Annotated in this window: 27 protein-coding genes and 1 riboswitch; of the genes, 3 read left to right on the top strand and 24 right to left on the bottom strand. The window is 30.6% G+C overall.

The genetic code is table 11. From position 1 onward, the window contains the following. Positions 1–11 precede the first annotated feature (11 nt). The 16 genes from lpdA to Q4528_RS04620 form a co-directional block, all read right to left on the bottom strand. Positions 12–1,439, bottom strand: coding sequence for a dihydrolipoyl dehydrogenase (gene lpdA / locus Q4528_RS04695; RefSeq protein ID WP_017637926.1), 1,428 nt, complete (start codon positions 1,437–1,439; stop codon positions 12–14). Positions 1,440–1,653: 214 nt separating this feature from the next. After that, complete coding sequence (gene recN / locus Q4528_RS04690) at positions 1,654–3,333, bottom strand: DNA repair protein RecN (RefSeq protein ID WP_017637925.1); 1,680 nt, start codon at positions 3,331–3,333, stop codon at positions 1,654–1,656. 15 nt (positions 3,334–3,348) lie between these two features. Continuing rightward, positions 3,349–3,801, bottom strand: a complete 453-nt coding sequence (gene ahrC / locus Q4528_RS04685; protein ID WP_017637924.1) for a transcriptional regulator AhrC/ArgR — start codon at positions 3,799–3,801, stop codon at positions 3,349–3,351. Positions 3,802–4,101: 300 nt separating this feature from the next. Continuing rightward, complete coding sequence (locus Q4528_RS04680) at positions 4,102–4,983, bottom strand: polyprenyl synthetase family protein (protein ID WP_029055300.1); 882 nt, start codon at positions 4,981–4,983, stop codon at positions 4,102–4,104. Further along, a complete protein-coding gene (locus Q4528_RS04675) occupies positions 4,961–5,191 on the bottom strand; it encodes an exodeoxyribonuclease VII small subunit (protein WP_017637922.1) in 231 nt (76 codons plus the stop codon). The genes Q4528_RS04680 and Q4528_RS04675 overlap by 23 nt, the downstream gene beginning before the upstream one ends. Next, positions 5,184–6,521, bottom strand: coding sequence for an exodeoxyribonuclease VII large subunit (xseA, locus tag Q4528_RS04670; protein ID WP_029055299.1), 1,338 nt, complete (start codon positions 6,519–6,521; stop codon positions 5,184–5,186). The genes Q4528_RS04675 and xseA overlap by 8 nt, the downstream gene beginning before the upstream one ends. A gap of 18 nt (positions 6,522–6,539) precedes the next feature. Then, a complete protein-coding gene (nusB, locus tag Q4528_RS04665) occupies positions 6,540–6,926 on the bottom strand; it encodes a transcription antitermination factor NusB (RefSeq protein ID WP_017637920.1) in 387 nt (128 codons plus the stop codon). Positions 6,927–7,026: 100 nt separating this feature from the next. Beyond that, positions 7,027–7,389, bottom strand: a complete 363-nt coding sequence (locus Q4528_RS04660; RefSeq protein ID WP_017637919.1) for an Asp23/Gls24 family envelope stress response protein — start codon at positions 7,387–7,389, stop codon at positions 7,027–7,029. A 12-nt stretch (positions 7,390–7,401) separates the two neighbouring features. After that, complete coding sequence (gene accC, locus Q4528_RS04655) at positions 7,402–8,760, bottom strand: acetyl-CoA carboxylase biotin carboxylase subunit (protein WP_017637918.1); 1,359 nt, start codon at positions 8,758–8,760, stop codon at positions 7,402–7,404. Further along, a complete protein-coding gene (gene accB / locus Q4528_RS04650) occupies positions 8,760–9,233 on the bottom strand; it encodes an acetyl-CoA carboxylase biotin carboxyl carrier protein (RefSeq protein WP_017637917.1) in 474 nt (157 codons plus the stop codon). The genes accC and accB overlap by 1 nt, the downstream gene beginning before the upstream one ends. A 230-nt stretch (positions 9,234–9,463) precedes the next feature. Next, positions 9,464–10,603 carry an acetylornithine transaminase gene (locus tag Q4528_RS04645; protein ID WP_046466720.1) on the bottom strand — a complete coding sequence of 380 codons (1,140 nt, stop codon included), beginning with the start codon at positions 10,601–10,603 and terminating at the stop codon, positions 9,464–9,466. Then, entirely contained in the window at positions 10,603–11,343 is a 741-nt protein-coding gene (gene argB / locus Q4528_RS04640; RefSeq protein WP_046466721.1) for an acetylglutamate kinase, read from the bottom strand. Before argB ends, Q4528_RS04645 begins: the two co-directional genes overlap by 1 nt. A 10-nt stretch (positions 11,344–11,353) precedes the next feature. Next, complete coding sequence (gene argJ / locus Q4528_RS04635) at positions 11,354–12,547, bottom strand: bifunctional glutamate N-acetyltransferase/amino-acid acetyltransferase ArgJ (RefSeq protein ID WP_303520708.1); 1,194 nt, start codon at positions 12,545–12,547, stop codon at positions 11,354–11,356. 14 nt (positions 12,548–12,561) lie between these two features. Beyond that, complete coding sequence (gene argC / locus Q4528_RS04630; protein ID WP_303520706.1) at positions 12,562–13,584, bottom strand: N-acetyl-gamma-glutamyl-phosphate reductase; 1,023 nt, start codon at positions 13,582–13,584, stop codon at positions 12,562–12,564. Between the two features lie 155 nt (positions 13,585–13,739). After that, positions 13,740–14,297 (bottom strand): elongation factor P, encoded by a 558-nt coding sequence (efp, locus tag Q4528_RS04625; protein WP_017637912.1) that lies wholly within the window; start codon positions 14,295–14,297, stop codon positions 13,740–13,742. Positions 14,298–14,322: 25 nt separating this feature from the next. After that, positions 14,323–15,384, bottom strand: a complete 1,062-nt coding sequence (locus tag Q4528_RS04620) for a M24 family metallopeptidase (RefSeq protein WP_046466723.1) — start codon at positions 15,382–15,384, stop codon at positions 14,323–14,325. A gap of 107 nt (positions 15,385–15,491) precedes the next feature. Between Q4528_RS04620 and Q4528_RS04615 the strand changes: the two genes are divergently transcribed. After that, positions 15,492–16,070 (top strand): hypothetical protein, encoded by a 579-nt coding sequence (locus Q4528_RS04615; RefSeq protein WP_029055295.1) that lies wholly within the window; start codon positions 15,492–15,494, stop codon positions 16,068–16,070. 16 nt (positions 16,071–16,086) lie between these two features. After that, positions 16,087–16,299 (top strand): SA1362 family protein, encoded by a 213-nt coding sequence (locus Q4528_RS04610; RefSeq protein WP_046466725.1) that lies wholly within the window; start codon positions 16,087–16,089, stop codon positions 16,297–16,299. Between the two features lie 69 nt (positions 16,300–16,368). On the opposite strand, the gene lipM is transcribed toward Q4528_RS04610, so the two are convergent. Next, on the bottom strand, positions 16,369–17,199 hold the full coding sequence (lipM, locus tag Q4528_RS04605; protein ID WP_029055293.1) for an octanoyltransferase LipM: 831 nt from the start codon (positions 17,197–17,199) through the stop codon (positions 16,369–16,371). 160 nt (positions 17,200–17,359) lie between these two features. Between lipM and Q4528_RS04600 the strand changes: the two genes are divergently transcribed. Then, positions 17,360–17,746: a rhodanese-like domain-containing protein gene (locus tag Q4528_RS04600; RefSeq protein WP_017636957.1), complete on the top strand. Its 387-nt coding sequence runs from the start codon at positions 17,360–17,362 to the stop codon at positions 17,744–17,746. A gap of 147 nt (positions 17,747–17,893) precedes the next feature. Here Q4528_RS04600 and gcvPB read toward each other — a convergent pair whose 3' ends face one another. From gcvPB to comGC, 7 genes are all read right to left on the bottom strand, one after another. Then, on the bottom strand, positions 17,894–19,366 hold the full coding sequence (gene gcvPB, locus Q4528_RS04595) for an aminomethyl-transferring glycine dehydrogenase subunit GcvPB (protein WP_046466727.1): 1,473 nt from the start codon (positions 19,364–19,366) through the stop codon (positions 17,894–17,896). After that, positions 19,356–20,705, bottom strand: coding sequence for an aminomethyl-transferring glycine dehydrogenase subunit GcvPA (gene gcvPA / locus Q4528_RS04590; RefSeq protein WP_046466728.1), 1,350 nt, complete (start codon positions 20,703–20,705; stop codon positions 19,356–19,358). Before gcvPA ends, gcvPB begins: the two co-directional genes overlap by 11 nt. A gap of 18 nt (positions 20,706–20,723) precedes the next feature. After that, positions 20,724–21,815, bottom strand: a complete 1,092-nt coding sequence (gcvT, locus tag Q4528_RS04585) for a glycine cleavage system aminomethyltransferase GcvT (protein WP_046466729.1) — start codon at positions 21,813–21,815, stop codon at positions 20,724–20,726. Positions 21,816–21,893: 78 nt separating this feature from the next. Continuing rightward, a riboswitch (glycine riboswitch) is annotated at positions 21,894–21,990 on the bottom strand. Next, the gene (locus tag Q4528_RS04580) at positions 21,987–22,505 is read right to left on the bottom strand and encodes a shikimate kinase (RefSeq protein ID WP_046466730.1); all 519 of its coding nucleotides are present in this window, start codon (positions 22,503–22,505) and stop codon (positions 21,987–21,989) included. Its footprint overlaps the riboswitch before it by 4 nt. 572 nt (positions 22,506–23,077) lie before the next feature. Next, the gene (locus Q4528_RS04575) at positions 23,078–23,311 is read right to left on the bottom strand and encodes a hypothetical protein (protein ID WP_177244130.1); all 234 of its coding nucleotides are present in this window, start codon (positions 23,309–23,311) and stop codon (positions 23,078–23,080) included. Positions 23,312–23,357: 46 nt separating this feature from the next. Further along, positions 23,358–23,807, bottom strand: a complete 450-nt coding sequence (comGD, locus tag Q4528_RS04570; RefSeq protein WP_177244131.1) for a competence type IV pilus minor pilin ComGD — start codon at positions 23,805–23,807, stop codon at positions 23,358–23,360. Continuing rightward, positions 23,785–24,096: a competence type IV pilus major pilin ComGC gene (comGC, locus tag Q4528_RS04565; protein WP_029055749.1), complete on the bottom strand. Its 312-nt coding sequence runs from the start codon at positions 24,094–24,096 to the stop codon at positions 23,785–23,787. The genes comGD and comGC overlap by 23 nt, the downstream gene beginning before the upstream one ends.

Below are 24,096 nucleotides of genomic sequence, written 5' to 3'. Positions count from 1 at the left end.
TTCCTCCCTAATTATACGTGAATTGCTCTGTCTTCAACTTTTAGTCCAAGTTCCATCAATACTTCAGAAAGTGATGGATGGGCATGTGTAGTTAATCCGAGTTCTAATGAAGACCCATTCATAAATTGTAGTAATGATACTTCATTAATTAACTCAGTTACATGTGGACCTATCATATTTAGTCCAATAATTTCATCTTGTTCTTGATCAATAATGATTTCACAAAAACCATTTTGATTATCAATTGAATCAATCATGGCTTTCCCAATTGCTTTAAAAGATACTTTAAAATTCTTGGCTTTAATATTATCATTTTTAGCTTGTTCTAAATTTTTACCAATTGATGCAATTTCAGGATAAGTGTAAATGCATTTTGGCATTAAATCATAATTAACTGGAAGTGGAGCATTATCAAACATATGTTCAACTGCCACTATTCCTTCTTTAGAACCAACATGAGCAAGCTGAAGTTTACCAATACAATCACCTGCTGCATATATATGTTTATCTTCAGTTTGTTGATATTGGTTCGTAATAATGTGACCAGATTCTGTTGATTTAATTTTAGTATTATTAAGTCCAATATCAGTTGTATTAGGCTTTCTACCAACTGATAATAGGATACGTTCAACAGTGATTTGTTCATCATTAATTTTAATTGTTGCTTCATTAGTTTCATCATTAATAGAAACACTTTGATTATCTAAGGCAACATTTTCAAAAAACTTAGTTCCTCGATTTTCGAGCTCATTCTTAATTGTTTTAGCAATTTGTTTACTTTCATTCGGTAAAATACGCTCATTAGCCTCAATTACGGTAACTGAAACACCTAAATCAGTTAAATATGAGGCAAATTCTAATCCAATTACGCCCCCACCTATAATAGCTATACTATTAGGTAATTGATCCATTTTTAAGATATCATCGCTAGATAAAATAACTTGATGATCAAATTGTAAAAATGGCAATTCTGAAGGAGTTGAACCGGTAGCTATTAATACAAATTGATTAGGAATCATTTCATTTTCGCCATCTTCAAATTCTACTGAGATAGTTCCACTTTGTGGTGAAAAGATAGACTCACCTAATATGCGTCCAGTTCCATTATAAATGTCGATATGGTTTTGTTTCATCAAATGTTGTACACCTTGATACATTTGATTGACAATTTCGTCTTTTCTTTCTAATATTCGTTCATAATTAAGGCTATATTCAGGAACTTCGATCCCAAATTGCTTAGCGTGTTTCACTGTATGGAAGACTTCTGCAGATTTTAGTAATGATTTTGTAGGGATACAACCTTTATGTAAGCATGTACCACCTAAAAGAGACTTTTCTACAATTGCAACTTTCTTACCAAGTTGTGATGCACGAATTGCTGCCACATAACCAGCAGTTCCTCCACCGAGTACTACTAAATCATATTGTTTTTCAGACATTTGCTTACTCCTAACTCTATGTATAGAGAAATTCAATATACATGTGTTATTGAATATTCTCATATAAATTGTTATTAACTATCTAACGTTCTCTCAAATAAAACAATACTTTAATATTTTACATCAGTTAAAACATTTTAGAAATTCTAAAATGTTCATTTTTTTGAATAAAAAGTGACTAAACACATTATTTGTTTAAAAGAAATTTCAAAGTTTATGATTTTCTTTGATTTTGAGCAATCATTTCTTTTGCATTTTCTCGGGTAAGATCAGTTACGCTAGCTCCCGAAATCATACGTGCAACTTCATCAATTCTATCATCATCTTCTAATTCTTTTACTTGAGTCGTCGTACGATCTTCTGTTGTCTGTTTAGAAATAAGTAAATGATGATCACTCATTGTTGCAACTTGTGGTAAGTGAGAAATACATATAACTTGAATATATTCAGCAATATCACGCATTTTTTCTGCCATTTTTTGGGCTGCCTGACCAGATACTCCAGAATCAACTTCATCAAATAAAATAGCAGTTTGTCCTCTAGATTGAACAAATATACTTTTTAACGCTAACATAATTCTAGATAATTCGCCTCCTGAAGCTATTTTATTTAAGCTTTTTAGAGGTTCGCCTTTGTTAGGACTGATTAAAAATTCTACAAATTCTATACCTTCGATATTAGGTTCATCTAAGGGCTTGAATGATATTTCAAGATTAGCGTCTTTCATTTGGAGATTTTGAATTTCAGCGACGATGTGGTCTCTTAATTCTCTTGCAACTTTTCGTCTTTCTCCTGATAATGATTTACCTATTTTAATCACTTGTTTATATAAATCGTTAATTTCCTCGCGTAATTGTGAAGTACTTTCTTCATAATTTTCAATTTTACTTATTTCATTTTCTAACTTACCTTGGTATGCGATGAGTTCAGAAATATCTTTACCATATTTTCTTTTTAGATTATTAAGTAAATTCATACGTGATTCTAGTTCATTTAACATTTGCTCATCAAATTCTGTATTTGTCATTTCATCGTATAGTTCATGTTTTGCATCTTCTAAAGTATAGTAAAATTGATCCACTTCTTCTTTTAATTTTACATATTTATCTGGAACAATATCATTAATTTCATTTAGAAAATTACTTAATTCGTATAATCGATCAGTGATAGCATTTTCATCAGTTAGTGTTAAATGTGCATTATTTAAAGCAAGACTTAATTTTTCTGAGTTTTGAATTCTTTTTATATCTGTTTCTAACTGCTCAACTTCACCTTCTTTTAATGAAGCTTCAGTTATCTCTTCTAATTGGAATTTCATTAAATCTAATCTTTGTAATAATGCTTGGTCGGCTGATTCTAATTCCTCAAGCTCTTTACGTTTTGCTTTATATTGATTAAATACATTATGATATTCTGAAAGTAACTGACTATATTGGTCGCCAGCATAATCATCGAGTAACTGTAAGTGATACTTCTGCTTTAATAAAGATTGTGTTTCATGTTGACCATGAATATCTAATAATTCTTGCATCACTTTTCTTAAATCTTGTAAAGTGATTGTCTGATTATTAATTCTACAAATACTTTTACCTGAGCTAAAAATTTCTCTCTTTACTAATAAAAAATCTTCATCAATATCAATATTTAGATTTTGTAAGACATGAATTGCATCTTTACTGTTATCGATATCAAAGATACCTTCAATTATAGCTTTCTTTTCACCGTGTCTAACATAATCTGATGAAGCTCGCATACCAATGAGTTGACCAATTGCATCGATAATGATTGATTTACCTGCACCAGTTTCACCACTTAAAACAGTTAAACCATCTGAAAATTGAATTTCTAATTCATCGATGATTGCAAATTGTTTTATTGATAAGGTTTGTAACATAAATTCATCGCATCCTTATAATAAATTGAAAATTCTAGTTTTAATTTCTTCACTTGCTTCTTCATTACGACAAATAATAAGGCAAGTATCATCACCACAAATTGTTCCTAATACTTCTTCCCAATCGATTTGATCTAAAATTGCGCCTATAGATTGGGCGTTACCTGGTAATGTTTTGAGAACAAGAAGATTTCCAGTTCCTTCTATATTTACAAATGAATCCATTAAATATCTTCCTAATTTTTCTAAAGGATGATATTTACGATCATTTGGTAAACTATATACGTATTGACCTGAAGCAGCAGGAACTTTGATCAATTGTAGTTCTTTAATATCTCGTGAAACAGTTGCTTGTGTTACATTAAGTTCGTATTCATTTAAACGTTTTACTAATTCATCTTGTGTTTCAATTTGTTCATTCGAAATAATTTCTCTAATCTTTATATGTCTTACAGATTTCTTTGGCAAAATTAACACCTCTAGTTACGAATATTTATACAATTATTTTAACATATGCATTTCATATCTACTACTCATCACCATTCGAAATACTACTATAAATTAAGTTCAATAGGCATGATGATAATGATGTAATAACAACTGAAGATAAATTAATTAATAGTTAATTATATGGATTTTAGAAATATAGTGAATATTTATTGTATAACGACAGTGAGATTCTAATTAAAACATAAAATAAGGTTAACAAAAATTGAATGTAATTTCTGTTAACCTCTTATTGAAAAATTATTATAAGTACTAAATGGTTTAGTGATCTCGATTGTAAAATAATTCTACGATTTGTTTTAAGTTAGAAGTATCATATTTATCATTAATATTTTCTAAAGATTTAAGTGCTTCATTTTTATGATAATTTAACTTTTCTTCTGCACCGTCTTTATTTAATAGTGATACATAAGTACTTTTATCATTTTCTAAATCACTACCAACTTTTTTACCTAATTTTTGTTCGTCACCATAGATATCTAATAAATCATCTTTAATTTGGAACATTAATCCTAAATGATCACTAAATTCGTTTAACATTTCTGAAGTTTGTTCGTCAGTATGAGCAATATCTACTGCACTCATAATTGCAAAAGTTAATAGTGCACCTGTTTTTGTTCGGTGAATTGCTTCTAAAGTTGATAAATCTATTGCTTTGTCTTCACTTTGCATATCAAGAGTTTGTCCACCGACCATGCCTAAATGTCCGCTAGCATATGCTAAACGTTGGATGACTTTGATTTTAGTTGTATCGTTTATATTTGTGTCATTCGATACTAGATCAAAAGCTTTTGTTAAAAGTGCGTCACCTGCTAAAATTGCTTTCCATTCGCCAAATACTTTATGATTTGTTAGTTTACCTCTACGGTAATCATCATTATCCATCGCTGGAAGATCATCATGAATAAGCGAATATGTATGAATCATTTCTAATGCTAAAGCAGTTTGCATTCCTTTTTGGTAATCTACCTCTAACATATCTAATGTAAGAAGTAAGAGAACTGGACGGAGTCTTTTGCCGCCTGCATTAAGTGAATAAAGCATACTTTCCTCTAAATCAGTATTTAAATTCGACTGTGGAATAGTTTCTTTTAGAGCGATATTAATCTCATTAATTAAATCATTCATTTGTAGATTCTTCATTATCTTGCTCCTCGTTTTCCTCTTGCATTAATTTGTTTACCTTTTTCTCGGCATCTTTTAATGTTGAGTCACACGCTGTAGATAGTTTCATTCCTCTTTGATATAAATCTAAAGATTCCTCTAATGAGACGGTTTCATTATCTAATTTTTGTACGATACTTTCTAGTTCTTGCATCATTTCTTCAAAGCTTTGTTTTTCTTTACTCATCATTACACCTTACTTTCTTAACAATGGCGTCGACTTGACCATCTTTCATAGTTAATACTATGTCATCATTTTCAGACATATCTTTAGTACTAGTTATAACATTGTCATCTTTATTAACAATAGCGTAACCACGTAACATCGTATTTGTTGGACTTAACTGATTAAGTTGTTCTAGCTTAGATTTAAGTTCTTTTTTATATTGAGTTAAATCATAATTCATCTTTTGTGACAGACGAGATTTGAATTGATCATTTTGTTGCTGATTTCTAATAATAGATGTTTGTAAGTGTTTAGGATTAAATCGTTGCTTTAATAAATTGAGTTGATGTTGTTGTTGTTCTAATTTAATCGTTAATTTTTGTTTTAATTGCTTTTCTAAATCGTCTCTTTTTTGAATTTGTTGATCATATAATAAAGATGGTTGTTTGAATTTATAATATGATGACAAATGCTCAAGATGTTTCTTTTGCTGTTCGACATATTGTTTAATGTGTCTAGTTAATGTGAATTGATATTGTTTGATTTGTTGCAATAATTCATACTGGTCTGGCGTTGCCATGACAGCAGCTTGAGTTGGCGTTGCAGCGCGTACATCCGCTACAAAATCACTTAATGTAAAATCTGTTTCGTGTCCAACTGCAGAAATAATAGGTGTTTCACATTCGAAGATTGCTTTAACAACTTCTTCTTCATTGAAGTTCCATAAATCTTCAATGGAACCACCGCCACGACCAACTATAATTGTATCAACATCAAGACTATCAGCATATTTAATTTTCTCTATAATGTCTTCTTTTGCTTGTTGTCCCTGTACGAGTGTACTTATTTGTACTTGTTCAACTATAGGATATCTACTATTGATTGTTGAATGTATATCTCTAATAGCTGCTCCTGTACTTGCTGTTAATACCGCAATTTTCTTAGGGAATTTAGGAATAGATTTTTTATTACTATTATCAAAATAACCTTCTTTTGAAAGTTTCTTTTTGAGTTCTTCTAATTTTTGATATAAATTGCCTATTCCATCCAACTGCATTTTATTAACATAAATTTGATAGTTACCTCTACGCTCATAAACAGAGACTCGTGCTTCTAATAAAACTTCGTCGCCTTCTTTAGGTTCGAAGTTAAGTTTTGACGCACTACCTTTAAACATCATTGCACTTATGACACTTTCTTTATCTTTCACATTAAAATATAAGTGGCCGCTAGAATGTTTTTTGAAATTGGATAACTCGCCTTTGATTAGAACTGATTGTAAATGTGGATCTTGATCAAATTTGTATTTAATATATTTGGTTAATGTTGAAACTGTTAAGTAATCAGTCATAATTATCACTCAATTTTATTAGTTTATATTACTTAATACACCATTGATAAATTTATAATGGTCGTCATCACTAAATTGCTTAGCTAGTTCTACGGCTTCGTTAATGACTACTTTTGCTGGAGTTTCACTATGCAAAATTTCAAATGTTGCCATACGTAAGATGATACGATCTGTTTTTAGTAATCTTTCAAGTGACCAATCTTTAAGGTATGGTTTTATTTTTTCATCTAAAACAGGTTCATGATCCTTAACTCCAGTTACAAGCCAATGAATAAAATCGAAATCTAAATCTGGATAATCATCTTTGATAAAGTTTATAGCTTCATTAATTGTTAAATCTGTATCTTTTATCTCTAATTGAAATAAAGTTTGGAAAGCTTGGACTCTTGATTCTTTACGACTCATAAATTACTCCTTCAAACGTTTTTATAAAAGACAAGGTACTGTTGAGAAATATTATTTTAATTTTAAAATCTCTGAACAAGTACCTATCTTAAGTTAATATTTATTTTTCTATTACTATTTGAGTAATATGAACATTAATTTGTTGTGGTTCAATGGCTGCCATTGTTGATATTTGATTAAAAATAGCAGTTTGAATTTGATTTGCGGTTTTGGAGATATTGATACCATGCTTAAGTGCACAATAAACATCAATATAAATACCGTCTTCTCTTGCATCTATTTTTAAATCTCTATTTAAATTTTTACGACTAATTTTTTCTAAGTTAGTATTTTTAAGTTCTGCAAAATGTCCTGTAATGCCATCTACTTCTGATGTGGCAATACTTGCAATAACAGATAAAACTTCTGGAGCAATTTCGATTTTGCCTAAATTTGTATGAGAATAATCTGCAACATTGACCATTGTTTTAACCTCCTATTGTTTGTCATCAGCCATAATATTATATTTTTCAAGGAATTTCGTATTAAATTCACCACTTCTGAATACATCATTATTCAATAATCTTAGGTGGAAAGGTATTGTCGTATCTATTCCTAAAACTAAATACTCACTTAAAGCTCTAATACCTGTCATGATAGCTTCATCGCGCGTTGATTCATGAACGATTAATTTCGCTACCATAGAATCGTAATAAGGTGGAATTGTATAATTAGTATAACATGCAGACTCGATTCTTACTCCGAATCCACCCGGTGCTAAATACTGAGTAATTTTACCTGGAGAAGGCATAAAATCTTTATATGGATTTTCAGCATTTATTCTAAATTCAATAGCATGACCATTAATTTTGATGTCTTTTTGTTTGAATGGTAATGCTTCACCCATTGCAACTTTTAATTGTAATTTAACTAAATCAACACCTGTTACCATTTCAGTTACTGGGTGTTCAACTTGGATACGTGTATTCATTTCCATAAAGTAGAATTTATCATCATTTAAGTCATATATAAATTCGATTGTACCTGCGTTTTCATAGTTTACAGCTTTAGCTGCTCTAATAGCTGCATTACCCATTTCTTGGCGTGTTTCTTCAGATAATATAGGTGATGGTGCTTCTTCAACTAATTTTTGCATACGACGTTGAATTGTGCAGTCTCTTTCACCTAAATGGATAACATTTCCGAAACTATCACCAATAATTTGGATTTCAATATGACGGAAGTTTTCGATGAACTTTTCTAAGTATAAACCGCCATTACCAAATGCAGTTTCCGCTTCTTGTTGTGTCATTCTATATCCAGTTTCAAGTTCTTTCTCATCACGAGCAACACGGATACCTTTACCGCCGCCACCTGCAGTAGCTTTAATAATGACTGGGTAACCAATTTTCTTAGCGACTTTCTTTGCATCATCGATATTATGAACTAAGCCTTCACTACCAGGTACAACAGGTACATTAGCTTTTATCATTTCTGCTTTCGCAACGTCTTTGATACCCATTTTTTGGATTGATTCATAGCTAGGTCCGATAAATTTTAGCTGACATGCTTCACATAATTCTGCAAAGTCAGCATTTTCAGCTAAAAATCCATAGCCAGGATGTACGCCATCACAACCAGTTGATGTTGCAATTGATAGGATATTGGGAATGTTTAAATATGAGTCTTTAGACAGGGTTGGACCGACGCAGTATGCTTCATCAGCAATTTGAGTATGTAAAGCGTCTTTGTCTCCTTCTGAATAGACTGCAACTGTTTGAATACCTAACTCATGGCATGCTCTTATAATTCTTACAGCAATTTCACCACGATTAGCGATGAGTATTTTCTTCATTATTTCACCTTAAATAACGGTTGGCCATACTCTACCATTTGTCCGTCTTCTACTAATATTTCTACTATTTCTCCTGAAATTTCAGCTTGAATTTCATTAAATAACTTCATTGCTTCTAAGATACAAACAGTTGTATCGTTGGAAACTTTATCTCCAACTTGTACATATGCACCCTCTTCTGGAGAAGGTGATTTATAAAACGTTCCAACCATTGGTGCGTTAATTGTTTCGTAATTATCTGAAGCTGTTTCTTGAGTTTGATTATCTTCACTAGGTTGTTGCACTGGTTGAGTAGCATGTTGAGGTTGTGCTATTGATTGAGCAGGCGCTTGTGCTACTTGTGGCGTTATAATTTCAGTTTCTTTTTGTTTTTTTAAGTTAACTACGCTACCTTTGTTATCTTCAATGTTAATTTCAGTTAAGTTTGATTGATCAAGAATCTCAATTAATTCTTTTATTTCTTTAAAGTTCATAATTATTACTGACTCCTTCAGTTTGTTTTCATCTACCCGTCTATTTTACTTGAGTAAACCGCTCAATTCAAGCATGAGAAGATATCCTCTAATTTCATTTTAAATTGAGAGCGATATATCAACGATTAAATTGATAAGTAATATAAATAGATTAATCGTATATAGTCATTTGTAAAACATAAAAAACGTGAAAGATCGTATGTTGATTGCTTTCACGTTAATGTGTTTGTTTAATATTTTTTATTGAAAATTTGATTTAAAATGCTTATTGCTTTATCAATTTGTTGTGAAGTAATAGTAAGTGGAGGTAGTAATCGAATAACATTTTTGCCTGCTGGTAAAACAATTAATCCTCGGCGACGAGCTTCGTTAACTAATTGTTCTATATTTAATGTTGTTTCAATACCAATCATTAATCCTTTACCACGGATGTCTATTACATTTGTATTATCATTTAATTGTTTCTTTAATTTAGTAAGTAAAATTTTACCTTTTAAACTAATTTGATCTAAAAATTCTTTATCATTCAAAATTGAGAGGGTTTCTTTAGCCACTGTCATTGCTAATTTATTTCCGCCAAATGTAGATCCATGACTACCATAATCAAAGGCATGGCTCAAACGACGATGTCCTATCATAGCACCACACGGTATACCATTTGCTAGCCCTTTAGCAGATGTAATAATATCAGGTTGAATACCATACTGTTCATATGCAAATAGCGTTCCAGTGCGACCTATTCCAGTTTGAATTTCATCTATTATCAATAATATGTTGTTGTCTTTGCATAACTGATTTAATTGATTAATAAATGTTGATTGCGCCAGATGTATACCTGATTCACCTTGAATTAATTCGAGCATAATTGCTGCAGTATCACTAGAAATTAATGATTTAACACTTTCAATATCATTGAATTTGGCAAACGAAAAATGTGGAACACCATCACCAAATCCATATTTAATTTTAGATTGTCCTGTCGCTGACATTGCACCATAAGTCCTACCGTGAAATGATTGTTCAAAGCAAATTATAGATTGTTTACTAGTGAATTTTCGTGCTAATTTAATGGCTGCTTCATTTGCTTCGGCACCACTATTACAAAAGTAAACACAATAGTCTTGATCATCTACTAACGATTTTGCAACTTCTTCTTGTAATGTATTTATGTATAAATTAGGCGTGTGCCAAATAAGGTTAATTTGCTGTTGTAATGCATCAATAAGTAGTGGATGAAATCCTAAGTTTGTAACACCAATTCCTGATGAAAAATCGAGATATTTATTACCATTTTTATCGATTAGTTCATTGCCCTGTGCTTTTACGAATTCAATATTTGATCGTTTATAATTTTGAAATAAATAACTCATTAGATGTTCCCCTCTATGACTGTCCCTGTTAACAAGTTGTCACCTATGATAACTTTCTTGACCCCTGATTTTACTGTATCAACAGCACTTTCAATCTTAGGTATCATTCCACCAGTAATAATGTTTTCTTTTATTTTAGTTTGTACCTCATTTATATGTAATCGATTGATAAGTTTTCCGTTTTCTAAGACACCTTTTACATCTGTCATTAGAATCAATTTTTGTGCTTTTAGTGAAATAGCTATGGCAGTTGCTAAATGGTCCGCATTAATGTTGATTAATTCACCATTTATATGAGTTCCTAATGATGCTAATACTGGGATATTATTTTTATTTAAAAGATCGTTAATATAATTTGGATTAATTTGTATAGATGTACCTACAGAACCATATATTTTATAATTCAAATACTCTGCTTGTATAAAAGAGAGTTGCTTTTCTTTTAAGTGATTGACTGCTATGTTTTGCTTCTTTAAATATGCAGTTAATTGTGCCCCGACATGATTGAAAAGTGCTTCTTTTATTATAGGAAGATCTGATTGTGATGTTATTCTAAGACCATCTTTTTTTATTGTAGTATGGCCAGCATTGATTAATAATTCTTCAATCACTTTTCCTCCGCCATGTACGATAATAATTTTATATCGTTGTTTAATCCAAATTTTTAATTGTTGAATTGTTTCAGGTGTAATGTTTTTTGTTGCAATACCGCCCATTTTTATTACTATAATTTTATTCATATTATTACCTCTAAGTTGTATATAAAGCGTTTATTTTTACATAGTCATAAGTTAGGTCACATCCCCAAGCAGTTCCATTTTGATTTCCTTGATGCATATTGATAGAAATTTTAATATGATCTTTTTTTAATAGATGTTGCATTTGTTGTTTATCAAAAGCTTCAGGAGTTGAATGAGTCATAACAAGTATATCTTCAATAGCAATGTCTATATTTGTTACATCAAAGTTTGTCTTTGTATAGCCTATAGAGGCAAGAATACGTCCCCAATTCGGGTCTTCTCCAAAAATTGCTGATTTAACCAAACTAGACCCCACTACTGTTTTAGCAATCATTCTAGCAGATGTTTCTGTAGGCATTCCCATTACTTTAACTTCTATTAGTTTGGTTGCACCTTCTCCATCTTTAGCGATTTTCATAGCAAGATTTCGCATGACGTGCTCTAACATATTGCAAAACGTTATGTATTCCTCCGTGTTCGGTAAAATTTCCTGATTACGTGCTAAGCCATTTGATAATACAAGTACTAAATCATTAGTTGATGTGTCTCCATCTATTGTGATTTGATTGAACGTTTTATTGACATTAGTTTGTAATGCCAGCTGTAATGTTTCAGTTGATATATTGGCATCACAAGTGATAAACGCTAACATCGTAGCCATATTTGGATGTATCATACCTGATCCTTTTGCGACACCTGCCATAGTTATTTTCTGTTGATAAATTGTTTCAGTGATTACACAAGTTTTAGTAGTTAAATCAGTAGTTAATATAGCTTTTGCAAAGTGATGAGCGTTACCATTTTTATTTAACCGTCTAATCCCATTGTCGATGATATCCATTGGCAAGTGTTTACCAATGACACCTGTAGATGCGACAGTTACTAGATTTTGATTAATGTTCAGTGCATTAGCAGTGAGTTGTTGCATTGAGACAGCATCTTCCATACCTTGAGAGCCAGTAAATGCATTTGCAATACCAGAATTAACAATAATAGCTTGTACTTTACCATTTGCCTGAATAGTTTCATTATTTAAAATTAAGGGAGCGGCTTTAACTTTATTAGTTGTTTGTACATATGCAACACTTGCGGGTATTTCAGACACAATCCATCCTAAATCTAAGTTTTTCTTTTTTATGCCTGAATGAATACCATCTGCGGTATAACCAATAGGACTTGCTATGTTTCCTGTGATTTCTATCATGTTGTTACTCCTTACTATACTATTGATGGTAAAGTGCGAAGGCCTTCTGTTTCATCAAAACCATACATAAGATTAATATTTTGAAGGGCTTGTCCAGAAGCGCCTTTGATTAAATTATCTAACGCCACCATAATTGTTAAAATATTCATAGATTTTTTATATTTAAAACCAATATTTACAAAATTTGAACCAATCACATCTGTCAATTGAGGCATGTTATTCACTATACGTATAAAATACTTATCTTTATATGCTGAGTCATAACTAAGTTTAATTTTACTTGGATGAATGTCGCTATTTAACTTGCAATATATAGTAGAAATAATTCCTCTATTAACAGGTATTAATGATGTAGAAAATTGAATATTCTGTAAATTTTTATCGTACTTTTTTAGCATTTGTAGAATTTCTGGTATATGCTGATGTTCATTCAATTTATATGTAATATAATTATTGTTTATATTTACAAAATGACTAGTAGTGGTTGGGTTTTTACCTGCTCCAGATAATCCACTCTTTGCGTCAACGATGATTGAATCTAACTGAATTAATTTATCTTTTACTAGTGGTATAAGTGCAAGTTCTACTGCTGTTGCGTAACAACCTGGGTTTGAAATGAATTTTTGGTTTTTTATATTAGAAAATTCAGGAAGACTATATGTAAATTGTTCTTGTATATCTAATGAAACTGCTTCTTTCTTGTACCATAATTGGTAATCATCAGGAGGCAGTCTATGATCTCCGGATATATCAACGACTGGAAATTTATAATTAATAAAGTATGAAGATAATTGACTTGCTATTCCGCTAGGTGTGGCAAATACTACTAAATCTGCATGTTTCATTATGTAACGAGCATCAAATGGTTTAATTACTAAGTCACAGATACCTTTTAAATGTGGATAGATTTCAGATAGTTTAGTGCCAGTAGATTGAGTCGCATGTATAGAAACAACTTCTAAGTGGTTATGCGAATGGATAAGTCGCACTAATTCTAATCCAGAATAACCAGTAATCCCCACAATACTAATACGCATACTTAAACCTCTTTTCGTATTTTTATACAATTATATTGTATACTTATAAAATTATCAAGCCTACAATATAATATTTTAGTTAATTAAAATGCAAAAAAACACTCACAACTATCATTTCTGACAGTTATGAGTGTTGAAGAACATCAATTTGATGACTATCCTCTTGAAATGTAACTTCCGTCTCCAGTATTAATTACTAGAATGTCACCTTCGTTAACGAATAAAGGTACGTTCAATGTATAACCAGTTTCAACTGTAGCTGATTTTGTAGCACCAGTTGCAGTATCACCTTTAATACCTGGTTCAGTTTCAGTAACTTCTAATTCAACAGTTTTTGGTAATTCAAGTCCAATTACTTCTCCATCATAAGATTGAATTTGAACTTCCATATTAGCTTTTAAATAATTTAATTCATCTTTTAGATAATCGCCTGGTAATTCTGTTTGATCGAATGTTTCATTATCCATGAATACATGATTATCACCATCTGCATATAGGTATTGCATACGACGATTTTCAATCATAGCTTGTTCAACTTTTTCGCCTGCTCTAAATGTTTTTTCTTGAATAGCACCAGTTCTTAAATTACGTAATTTAGAACGAACGAATGCAGATCCTTTTCCTGGTTTTACATGTTGGAAATCAATTACTTTCCAAATACCATTATCTACTGATATTGTTAAACCTGTTTTAAAATCATTTACTGAAATCATTCAGTTTCCTCCTCAATATACATGCTTATTCTAAAATAATAAGGTCTTTTGTGCATTTAGTAAAGACTTCACAACCATTTTCTGTAATTAAAATATCATCTTCAATTCTAACGCCACCTAATCCATCAACATAAATACCTGGTTCAATCGTAACGCAATTATTAACTTGAAGATGTCCAGATGCTTTTCGTGAAAGCAATGGTCCTTCGTGTATGTCTAAACCAATACCGTGACCTAATGAATGGCCAAAATGCTCACCATATCCTTTTGCTTCAATGTAATTACGGGATAATGCATCTGCTTCTTTAACAGTTAAGCCCGGTTTAATTTCATCGATAGCTTTTATTTGTGCTTTTAATACTATATCATAAATTTCTTTCATTTTTGGATCTGGTTCACCTATCGCAAATGTTCTTGTTATATCAGAACAATAACCTTTGTAATATGCGCCAAAATCCAATGTGATCATATCGCCTTGCTCAATAATTTTATCACTTGCCACACCATGAGGTAAAGCGCCTCGATAACCTGATGCTACAATCGTATCAAAAGAAGGACCATCTGCTCCTAATTGTAACATTTTACTTTCTAAGGCAGCTTTGACTTCACGTTCTGACATACCAGCTTTTACAACTGTTAATATATAGTCATATGTTTCGTCAACGATTTGTGCAGCTTTTTTAATTATATCAATTTCTTCTTCTGATTTTACTTCTCTAATTTTTTCAATTGCATCAGAAATACTGATTAATGTAATCATACCTTTATTTAATTCGAGGTACGTATCATAACTCACCTCATGACCTTCAAAACCTACATTTTCTAATTTTTCTTTTTCAAGAATAGATTTGATTTCGGAAATCATATCATTTTTTCTATTTACAATTTCAAACTCAGTAGCTTGTTTTTTAGCTTGTTCTGTATATCTAAAATCTGTAACTAAATATTTGTGGTTTGATGAAATAATCAATGCCCCACTTGTACCAGTAAATTCTGATAAATATCTTCTGTTGTAATCTGAAAGGATGACAATTGCATCTAGTTTTTTAGATTTTAATAATTGTTGAACTTGCTCTAATTTATTCATATAATACCTCCATAATTAGTATAACGTTTGTACATTTTATTTGAATACATTAAAATGATAGCATAATCAATAAATAATATAATAGTTTTTAGTTTAGGGAGATAATCATGAAGAAATATATAATCGTGATTGGCGCATCTTGCTTATTAGCTGGTTGTGGTAGTCAAAATCTTGCACCACTAGAAGATAAAACTACAAAACTTAGAGATGACAATCATCAATTAAAATTAGATATTCAGCAATTAAATCAAGATATTAGCGATCAAAAATCTAAAATTGCAGGATTACAAAAAGATAAAGAAAATAGTAAGCAAACAGCTACTAATAAGAAAAAAGAAAAGAATTTAAATGCAAGCTCTTCTTATTATAATAAAGTTGCAAAATCTATAGAGAAGTATAATGACATAGATGCGGATGTGACTAAAAATAAAGGAAGTAACTCTATCCAAAAGAAATTATCAACAATTACATCTGATTTAAACGATGCTTATAGTACATATAAATCTGATATAGATGAAGACTCAATGACAAGTGAAGATAAATCAACGAAAAAAAGTATTAATAAGATAAATAAAAATATAACTTCAGCCTTTAGTGACATCGAACAAGGTTATCAAGAAAAAAATAAAAAGAAAATTAATAAAGGACAGAAAAAATTAGCTAGTGTACAAAGTGAAGTTAATTAGAATTAGGTGGATTTAAATGAAAAATATAATGTTTTATATCGTTATAGCGATTGCAGCATTTGGTTTGATAATGAATTTAGACGTATTTTTGTTTTCAATCGTTAAAATGTTAATTAGTTTCGCAGTTTTAGTGTTAATTATTTATCTAATATACTACTTTTTCTTTTTAACAGAAGATCAAAGAAAGTATAAACGAGATGCAAGAAAATATCGTAAAAGAAATAAATAGTAATAAAAATAAGCAGTAGTCATTGATATCATTAATTTGATGATGACTACTGCTTTATTATTGATTATATTACTTTCTATATGTCCATTCATCTGAACGGAATTTTTCTTCTAGTTCTTTAACTTCGTTCATTTGTTCATCTGTAAGTGTTAATGGTTTAAATTCAATTTGTAAACCTTCTTTAAAACCTTCTTTAAATGCATCTTCCATTTCATTTAGGGTTATGTGCTTTTCTGAGATGTCGTTAATCGCTACCGCTTTATCTACAAATGCTTCTTTCATTTTGTTTTTTAATCGATCATGTTTAAAAATAAATAAGTCAAAAAGTTCGTCTACATCAATGTCTTGTAAAATAGATCCATGTTGTAGAATCACGCCTTTTTGTCGTGTTTGTGCACTTCCAGCAATTTTACGACCTTCAACAACGAGTTCATACCAACTAGGTGCATCGAAGCAAACTGAACTACGTGGTTGTTTTAATTTTTCTCTTTCTTCTTTGGAACGAGGAACAGCAAAATAAGTTTCAAAACCTAAATTTTTAAATCCTTCTAATAATCCTTGAGAAATAACTCTATAGGCTTCAGTTACAGTTGTAGGCATTTTAGGATGTGATTCAGGAACAATAACACTGTAAGTTAGTTCTTTGTCGTGTAACACACCTCTTCCTCCAGTTTGTCGTCTCACTAGTCCATAGCCTTTTTCTTTTACCTTTTCAATATCTATTTCTTTTTTTAATCGTTGGAAGTAACCTATTGATAGTGTCGCAGGATTCCATGTATAAAACCGTATGACCGGATCAATTTCCCCCCTAGAAACGAAATTAAGTAGTGCTTCATCCATTGCCATATTATAATATGGATCTTTACTACCAGTGTTAATAAAATTCCATGTTTCTGTCATGATTAAATCCCCCATTAATAATTGCTTTAGTAACAAATTTGATTATAGCCCTATAATTACGAATAAATTATTAAAACATCTGTAAATGTATAAAAATATTTTGATAATTTGTTCTAACAGTCTTATAATTATAATATCGGTAAATTAGGGAGGATGCAACATGAGTATCTCTTTGTATATTGCAATTATTATTTTAATAATAATAATTGGTTATATGGTCGTTCAACAAATTCTTAATAAACGAGCTGTTAAAGAATTAGACCAAAATGAATTTCATAAAGGTTTACGTAAAGCACAAGTAGTTGATGTGAGAGAAAAAGTTGATTATGATTATGGTCACATTAACGGTGCTCGAAATATTCCAATTACTATGTTTAAACAAAGATTCCAAGGTTTAAGAAAAGATCAACCTATATATCTTTGTGATGCGAACGGTATAGCAAGCTATCGTGCTGCTCGTATGTTAAGAAAAAATGGCTATAATGATATTTATATGCTTAAAGGCGGCTATAAAAAATGGACTGGTAAAATTAAGTCCAAAAAATAGTCATTTGATATTTTTATGAAAATATTAAATGATTTCGGAGTAAAGATAATGTGACTTATATAAAGTCGCATTATCTTTACTCTTTTTTATGTAAAAAGAGCCCGTTAGTGTACTGGAATGATACACTAACGGGCTCTATAAAAATTATTATTTTTCAGCATGTAGATTTTCAAATTTAAGAATTGGTTTTCTTGCAGCTGTTGTTTCATCTAATCTGTCTATTATTGTAGTATGAGGGGCTTCAAGAACTTTATCTGGATCGTCTTTAGCTTCATTAGCAATTTGGATTAAAGTATCTGCAAAATGATCTAATGTCTCTTTAGATTCAGTTTCTGTAGGTTCAATCATCATACCTTCTTCCACATTTAATGGGAAGTAAATTGTTGGCGGATGTACACCGAAGTCTAATAATCTTTTAGCCATATCTAATGTTCTAACACCATATTGTTTTTGTTTAATACCACTTAACACAAATTCGTGTTTACAATATTGTTGATATGGAATCTCAAAATGATCATTTAAGCGTGCTTTTAAGTAGTTAGCATTTAATACCGCAGCTTCTGAAACTTCTTTAAGGCCTTTTGCACCCATTGTTCTAATATAAGTATAAGCTCTTAGATAAATACCAAAGTTACCGTAGAATGGTTTAACTCGTCCAATAGAGTTTTTGATATCATTATCATATTTATAATAGTCATTTTCTTTAATTACCATTGGTTTTGGTAAATAACTTGCTAATTCTTTTACAACTCCCACAGGTCCAGAACCAGGGCCACCGCCACCATGTGGACCAGTAAATGTTTTATGAAGATTTAAATGAACTGCATCAAATCCCATGTCTCCTGGGCGAACTTTATCCATAATAGCATTTAAGTTAGCGCCATCATAGTATAATAAACCACCAGCTTCATGGACAATTTCTCTAATTTCCATAATATTTTTTTCAAAAATACCTAATGTATTAGGATTCGTTAACATGATCGCTGCTGTATTTTCATTTACAACACGTTTTAAGTCTTCAATATCGACTTCTCCACGTTCGTTTGATTTTACGGTAACTGATTTGAACCCAGCAAATGATGCTGACGCAGGGTTTGTTCCGTGAGCTGAGTCAGGAACGATAACTTCATCACGATGACCTTCACCATTATTTTGGTGGTAAGCTTTGAAAATCATTAATGCAGTCCACTCACCATGTGCCCCTGCAGCTGGTTGAAGCGTAACTTCATCCATACCTGTAATTTCTTTAATTTCTTCTTGTAAACTATAAATAATTTCAAGAGATCCTTGGATTTGGTTTTCATCTTGAAGTGGGTGTGCTTCACTGAAACCAGGAATTCTTGCTACCTTTTCATTAATTTTAGGATTGTATTTCATAGTACATGAGCCTAACGGATAAAAACCGGTGTCGACACCGAAGTTTTTGTTAGATAACTCTGTATAGTGACGTACTAAATCTAATTCAGCTACTTCAGGGAATTCAGCTTTATCTTTTCTAATAAATTTATCATCTAAAATCGATTCAAATGAATTGTTGTTAATTTCGCTTTGCGGTAAAGAATAGGCATATCTACCCTCTTTAGATCTTTCAAAAATAAGTGGACTTGATTTACTTACCATTAATTTCACCAGCTTTCTTAACAAATGTATCGATTTCTTCTTTAGTTCTTAATTCAGTAACTGCAATTAGCATATGGTTATTGAATTCACTTGAAACTACACTCAAGTCAAAGCCACCAATAATGTCTTCCTCAGCTAAAGCTTTATTAACTTCGGTAATTGGTTTATTAAATTCTACTACGAATTCATTGAATGAAGTACCTTCTAAAACATTAAATCCAGCGTCTTTAAATGATTGTTTAGCATAGTTAGCATGTTCAAAGTTTTGTACAGCTATATCATATATACCTTGTTTACCTAAAGCTGACATTGCAATAGATGAAGCTAGAGCATTTAACGCTTGGTTAGAACAAATATTTGAAGTTGCTTTATCACGACGAATATGTTGTTCACGTGCTTGTAAAGTTAATACAAAACCTCTGTTTCCTTCATCATCTTGGGTTTGACCAACTAATCTACCTGGTACTTTACGCATTAGCTTTTTAGTAGTAGCGAAGTAACCACAATGTGGTCCACCGAATTGAGATGGAATACCAAATGGTTGTGTATCTCCAACTACTATATCAGCACCGAATGATCCAGGAGGTGTTAATAAACCTAATGCTAAAGGATTTGCATAAACAATAAATAATGCTTTTTTATCTTCTATAAAGCTTTGAATTTTCTCTAAGTCTTCTATTGAACCAAAGAAATTTGGATATTGTACAGCTACTGCTGCAGTATCATCGTCAACTGCTTGTTCTAGTTTTTCTAAATCAGTTATAGTACCATCTAAATCTACTTCTACGACTTCAAATTCTTGACGTGTTTTAGCATACGTATTTAATACTTGTAATGCTTGATAATGTAATCCTTTTGATACAACAATTTTATTCTTTTTAGTGTGACTATAAGCTAAAATACATGCTTCAGCAAAACTAGTCATACCATCATACATAGAAGAGTTTGCTACATCCATATTAGTTAATTCACAAATTAATGTTTGAAATTCGAAAATAGCTTGTAGTTCGCCTTGTGAAATTTCTGGTTGATATGGTGTGTAAGCAGTATAAAATTCTGATCTAGAAATCATTGCATCTACAACAGAAGGTGCATAGTGGTCGTACACGCCAGCACCAAGATAAGATGCGTGAGTTTCTTTTGTAACGTTTTTACTAGCAACTTTATTTAAACGTTTTAATAAAGTTGTTTCAGATTCACTCTCTCCAATGCCTAAATCTCTATTTAATAAAATATCTGAAGGAACGTCTCCAAATAATTCATCAATTGATTTTGCACCTATAGTGTCTAACATTTCTTGCTTATCTTGATCAGTTAATGGTATATAACGATGACTCAATTCGTCCACCCCTTTGTTCTATTTTTCAATTTGGTTCTTCTTAACAATTTTTGCTTTTACTTGTCTTTTTCTAATTTGAACAAGTACTTCTTTACCCATTTCAAACTCATCTCTATTGATAATAGCTAATGCGATTGATTTATCAGAAGAAGGAGATTTTGTTCCTGAAGTTACTTCTCCAATTTGATTACCATCTAAATCTAATACTTCGTATCCAGTTCTAGCAATACCTTTATCTAAAATTTCTAATCCAACAGTACGTCTTGTTGAACCATTTTCTTTTTGGTCTTTTAATACAGATTTACCGATAAAATCTTCTTCAATTAAAGGTTTAGCAGCAAATGCAATTCCACCTTCATATGGAGTAATTGATTCAGTTAAATCTTGACCATGTAATGGTAAACCAGCTTCTAATCTTAAAGTATCTCTAGCTCCTAAACCACAAGGAACTACGTCGTATTCTAATAAACCATTCCAGATATCTACAGTATCTTTAGCATCACAATAAATTTCAAAACCGTCTTCACCTGTATAACCTGATTGAGAAAGAATAACGTTTTTATTTAAAAGTTGAACATCTTTTTTAAATTCAAACATACCCATTTCAGAAATATCTATGTCTACTAATTTTTGAATTAAGTCTCTAGCTTTTGGTCCTTGCAATGCTAATTGACCATAATCTTTAGAAACATTTTTTACTTCAACATCAAATTTTTTAGATTGTTTTTCAATCCATTGGAAGTCTTTATCGGTATTTCCAGCATTAACAACTAATAAATAGTCATTATCTGCTAATTTATATGTAACCAAGTCGTCAATAATGCCGCCTTCTTCATTACATAAAGCAGTGTATAGAGCTTTTGAATCAGTTAGATTATTAGTATCATTCGATAAAATATATTGTACGAATGCTTTAGCATCTGTACCTTGGATTTGAATTTCTCCCATATGACTTACATCGAATAAACCAATTTCATAACGAACTGCATTGTGCTCTTCTTTAATACTTGAAAATTGAACAGGCATTGCCCATCCACCAAATTCTACTATCTTAGCACCACTGTCTACATAATTTTGATATAATGGCGTCTTTTTTAACTCGCTTGTCATGTCAAAACCCCCTATATTTATTTAAAAACAGAGTAGCAAAACAATTGCTACCCTGTTTAAAGTTATTCTCCAGGAACGCGTAACAGTATTATCCTTTTGCCTGAGAGTTTCGTAGTATTGCTACTTGCACCTTCGGCGATAAAAGCTTTCTTTTATTCTCTCTAATACTGATCAATCGCTAGTTAATGAAGTTGTAATTTCTTGATAAATATCTGATACATTTTGATTACTATTCACTTTCATGAATGCGATTTCATTATATCTTGAAATCCTTGATGAATACAAGTTTTTTAGTTGATTTAGTGACTTATTATTAGCATTTGGTCTATGAGGATCATTAACAATCCTTTCAAATACAATTTCAATGTCACAATCTAACCAAATTACATTTTTTTGTAATTTTAATAAATCAAGAGAAGCTTGATTTTCAATTATTCCACCACCTGTAGAAATAATATCAAACTTATTTAAAGTGTCTTTTAAATATTTATACTCTAAATCTCTAAAGTGTGTTTCACCTTGTTCATCAAAAATTTGAGGTATTGTCATATGTTCTTTTAGTTCAATATATTGATCTAAATCCATATAACTAAGTTTTAATTGATTTCTCATGTAACTTCCTACTGTAGTTTTACCAGTACCCATGAAGCCTATTAATATAATTGGTGTTTTATTTAATTGCAACAACATCTACCTCTTTGAGCTTATTAACTATAACTTCTTTATATGTTTTTTCTAAGTTATGTGTTGTCTTTAATTTTAAACTATATTGGCTTACATAAAAAGATATAATAGTTAAATAAATGAAAAAATAATCATTAAAAAAGGACTTATAAATGCTTTTTGTTTATAAATAGAGGGTTTTGCTTTGTTTATAATTCGGATTTCCTACCTTCAGTATAATTTTGATTATGTTATCATTCGACTTTATTATTTTTTCTACATTAACTTGATTTAATAAAGTAACATTCCCCTTGCCGTTAATTTGTTTGTATACTTTATTGTTTTTAAATGTATATTCTACGCCACTTTCATTATTCCTTAAAATGAATGTATGTTTGTTTTTCACAAATAATTTAAGATTATTTTGATTTATGTCTCTTATTAAATCTCTATGAAAGAATTCAAATTCTATCGAGCTGTTTTCGTTAGCTAACGCTTTATAATGACTCACTAGTTTTATAGTTAAGGGTAGTGAAGTAAGGATTACTATGGTAATAAGTAGAGCAAAAATCATTTCAATAAAAGTAAACCCTTGTATCCTATTTCTCAACACAATAGTTTTTCTTTTTTGGCCAATTTGAAACACAAATTGTTTGTTTAGACATTCTAACTTGAAATTGATCAATAAATACTCCTTGCTTTATTTGTTTTATATCGAATTTATTTAAGGCTACTATAATGACTTTTTGCATTTCTAATAAATCTAATTGATTTTGATATGTTTTAATAAGATGATTAATTGAACTCATGAACACAAGTGTAATCGTACTCATGATTAAAAAGGCCAATAAACTATCTAATAGAACACTCCCCTTAATTTTATATTTTAATATACCTTATGCGCCCCTTTTCTATGTGAAATATTAATTTATAATTCCCATGTTTCATTTTTAAGTTTATTGAACCAAAATTATTAATATGTCCATCTTTATTAAATGTTAATAATTGTATCTTAGCTATATTGACTATTTTTCCGCCTTTAATTTTCAACTGATATTTTGAACCATGTTCTTCTTTTACTTTTATAGAATTTGTTTGGTTAGTAAATATTAATGAAATTGATTGTTTCTCATTGATAGCTTTAGATTTTAAATAATTCATTTGAGTTATCAGATGATTAATGTTTAATTCTTCGTTAGAAGCTGATACTGATAATAGTGTTTTACCAATAAGTGTACATGCAGTTAGTATAGCTAGAATAAACATAACCATTAACATCTCTAGATAAGTAAATGATGGTAAATATTTAATTTGCAACCGCTTCGCCATTATTAATACTAATAGTTTCTCCTGATTTGCAATTTTTTTGGTTTTCTTTAATAAATCCTTCAGAAATTAAATCTTGGATGGTATTAGGATTTCTATTGTGTTTTAAAGTATATGCTTCAATTTGACTATTAACCATTTTCACTTGAGCGTCACAACCAGTAGTTTGTATATGAGCGGTTTGTTTAGCTATATTGGGAATAATTAGAATAAGCAATAAGCTAATTATTAATAAAACTAGTAACATTTCAATTAATGTAAATGCCTTTTTGTTAAACAGTGTTTTGAATAT

Origin of the sequence: Staphylococcus pasteuri, assembly GCF_030547725.1 — a bacterium.
GTDB classification, from domain to species: Bacteria; Bacillota; Bacilli; order Staphylococcales; family Staphylococcaceae; genus Staphylococcus; species Staphylococcus pasteuri.
This window is presented reverse-complemented; position numbering and strand designations above follow the sequence as displayed.

What these genes read in the sequence shown, in the direction of transcription:
- lpdA (WP_017637926.1), bottom strand. Translation starts at nt 1,439, where the DNA reads ATGTCTGAAAAACAATATGATTTAGTAGTACTCGGTGGAGGAACTGCT.
- recN (WP_017637925.1), bottom strand. Translation starts at nt 3,333, where the DNA reads ATGTTACAAACCTTATCAATAAAACAATTTGCAATCATCGATGAATTA.
- Q4528_RS04680 (WP_029055300.1), bottom strand. Translation starts at nt 4,983, where the DNA reads ATGAAGAATCTACAAATGAATGATTTAATTAATGAGATTAATATCGCT.
- Q4528_RS04675 (WP_017637922.1), bottom strand. Translation starts at nt 5,191, where the DNA reads ATGAGTAAAGAAAAACAAAGCTTTGAAGAAATGATGCAAGAACTAGAA.
- xseA (WP_029055299.1), bottom strand. Translation starts at nt 6,521, where the DNA reads ATGACTGATTACTTAACAGTTTCAACATTAACCAAATATATTAAATAC.
- nusB (WP_017637920.1), bottom strand. Translation starts at nt 6,926, where the DNA reads ATGAGTCGTAAAGAATCAAGAGTCCAAGCTTTCCAAACTTTATTTCAA.
- Q4528_RS04660 (WP_017637919.1), bottom strand. Translation starts at nt 7,389, where the DNA reads ATGGTCAATGTTGCAGATTATTCTCATACAAATTTAGGCAAAATCGAA.
- accC (WP_017637918.1), bottom strand. Translation starts at nt 8,760, where the DNA reads ATGAAGAAAATACTCATCGCTAATCGTGGTGAAATTGCTGTAAGAATT.
- accB (WP_017637917.1), bottom strand. Translation starts at nt 9,233, where the DNA reads ATGAACTTTAAAGAAATAAAAGAATTAATTGAGATTCTTGATCAATCA.
- Q4528_RS04645 (WP_046466720.1), bottom strand. Translation starts at nt 10,603, where the DNA reads ATGAGTTATTTATTTCAAAATTATAAACGATCAAATATTGAATTCGTA.
- argB (WP_046466721.1), bottom strand. Translation starts at nt 11,343, where the DNA reads ATGAATAAAATTATAGTAATAAAAATGGGCGGTATTGCAACAAAAAAC.
- argJ (WP_303520708.1), bottom strand. Translation starts at nt 12,547, where the DNA reads ATGATAGAAATCACAGGAAACATAGCAAGTCCTATTGGTTATACCGCA.
- argC (WP_303520706.1), bottom strand. Translation starts at nt 13,584, where the DNA reads ATGCGTATTAGTATTGTGGGGATTACTGGTTATTCTGGATTAGAATTA.
- efp (WP_017637912.1), bottom strand. Translation starts at nt 14,297, where the DNA reads ATGATTTCAGTAAATGATTTTAAAACAGGTTTAACAATATCAGTAGAT.
- Q4528_RS04620 (WP_046466723.1), bottom strand. Translation starts at nt 15,384, where the DNA reads ATGAATAAATTAGAGCAAGTTCAACAATTATTAAAATCTAAAAAACTA.
- Q4528_RS04615 (WP_029055295.1), top strand. Translation starts at nt 15,492, where the DNA reads ATGAAGAAATATATAATCGTGATTGGCGCATCTTGCTTATTAGCTGGT.
- Q4528_RS04610 (WP_046466725.1), top strand. Translation starts at nt 16,087, where the DNA reads ATGAAAAATATAATGTTTTATATCGTTATAGCGATTGCAGCATTTGGT.
- lipM (WP_029055293.1), bottom strand. Translation starts at nt 17,199, where the DNA reads ATGACAGAAACATGGAATTTTATTAACACTGGTAGTAAAGATCCATAT.
- Q4528_RS04600 (WP_017636957.1), top strand. Translation starts at nt 17,360, where the DNA reads ATGAGTATCTCTTTGTATATTGCAATTATTATTTTAATAATAATAATT.
- gcvPB (WP_046466727.1), bottom strand. Translation starts at nt 19,366, where the DNA reads ATGGTAAGTAAATCAAGTCCACTTATTTTTGAAAGATCTAAAGAGGGT.
- gcvT (WP_046466729.1), bottom strand. Translation starts at nt 21,815, where the DNA reads ATGACAAGCGAGTTAAAAAAGACGCCATTATATCAAAATTATGTAGAC.
- Q4528_RS04580 (WP_046466730.1), bottom strand. Translation starts at nt 22,505, where the DNA reads ATGTTGTTGCAATTAAATAAAACACCAATTATATTAATAGGCTTCATG.
- Q4528_RS04575 (WP_177244130.1), bottom strand. Translation starts at nt 23,311, where the DNA reads ATGAGTACGATTACACTTGTGTTCATGAGTTCAATTAATCATCTTATT.
- comGD (WP_177244131.1), bottom strand. Translation starts at nt 23,807, where the DNA reads ATGGCGAAGCGGTTGCAAATTAAATATTTACCATCATTTACTTATCTA.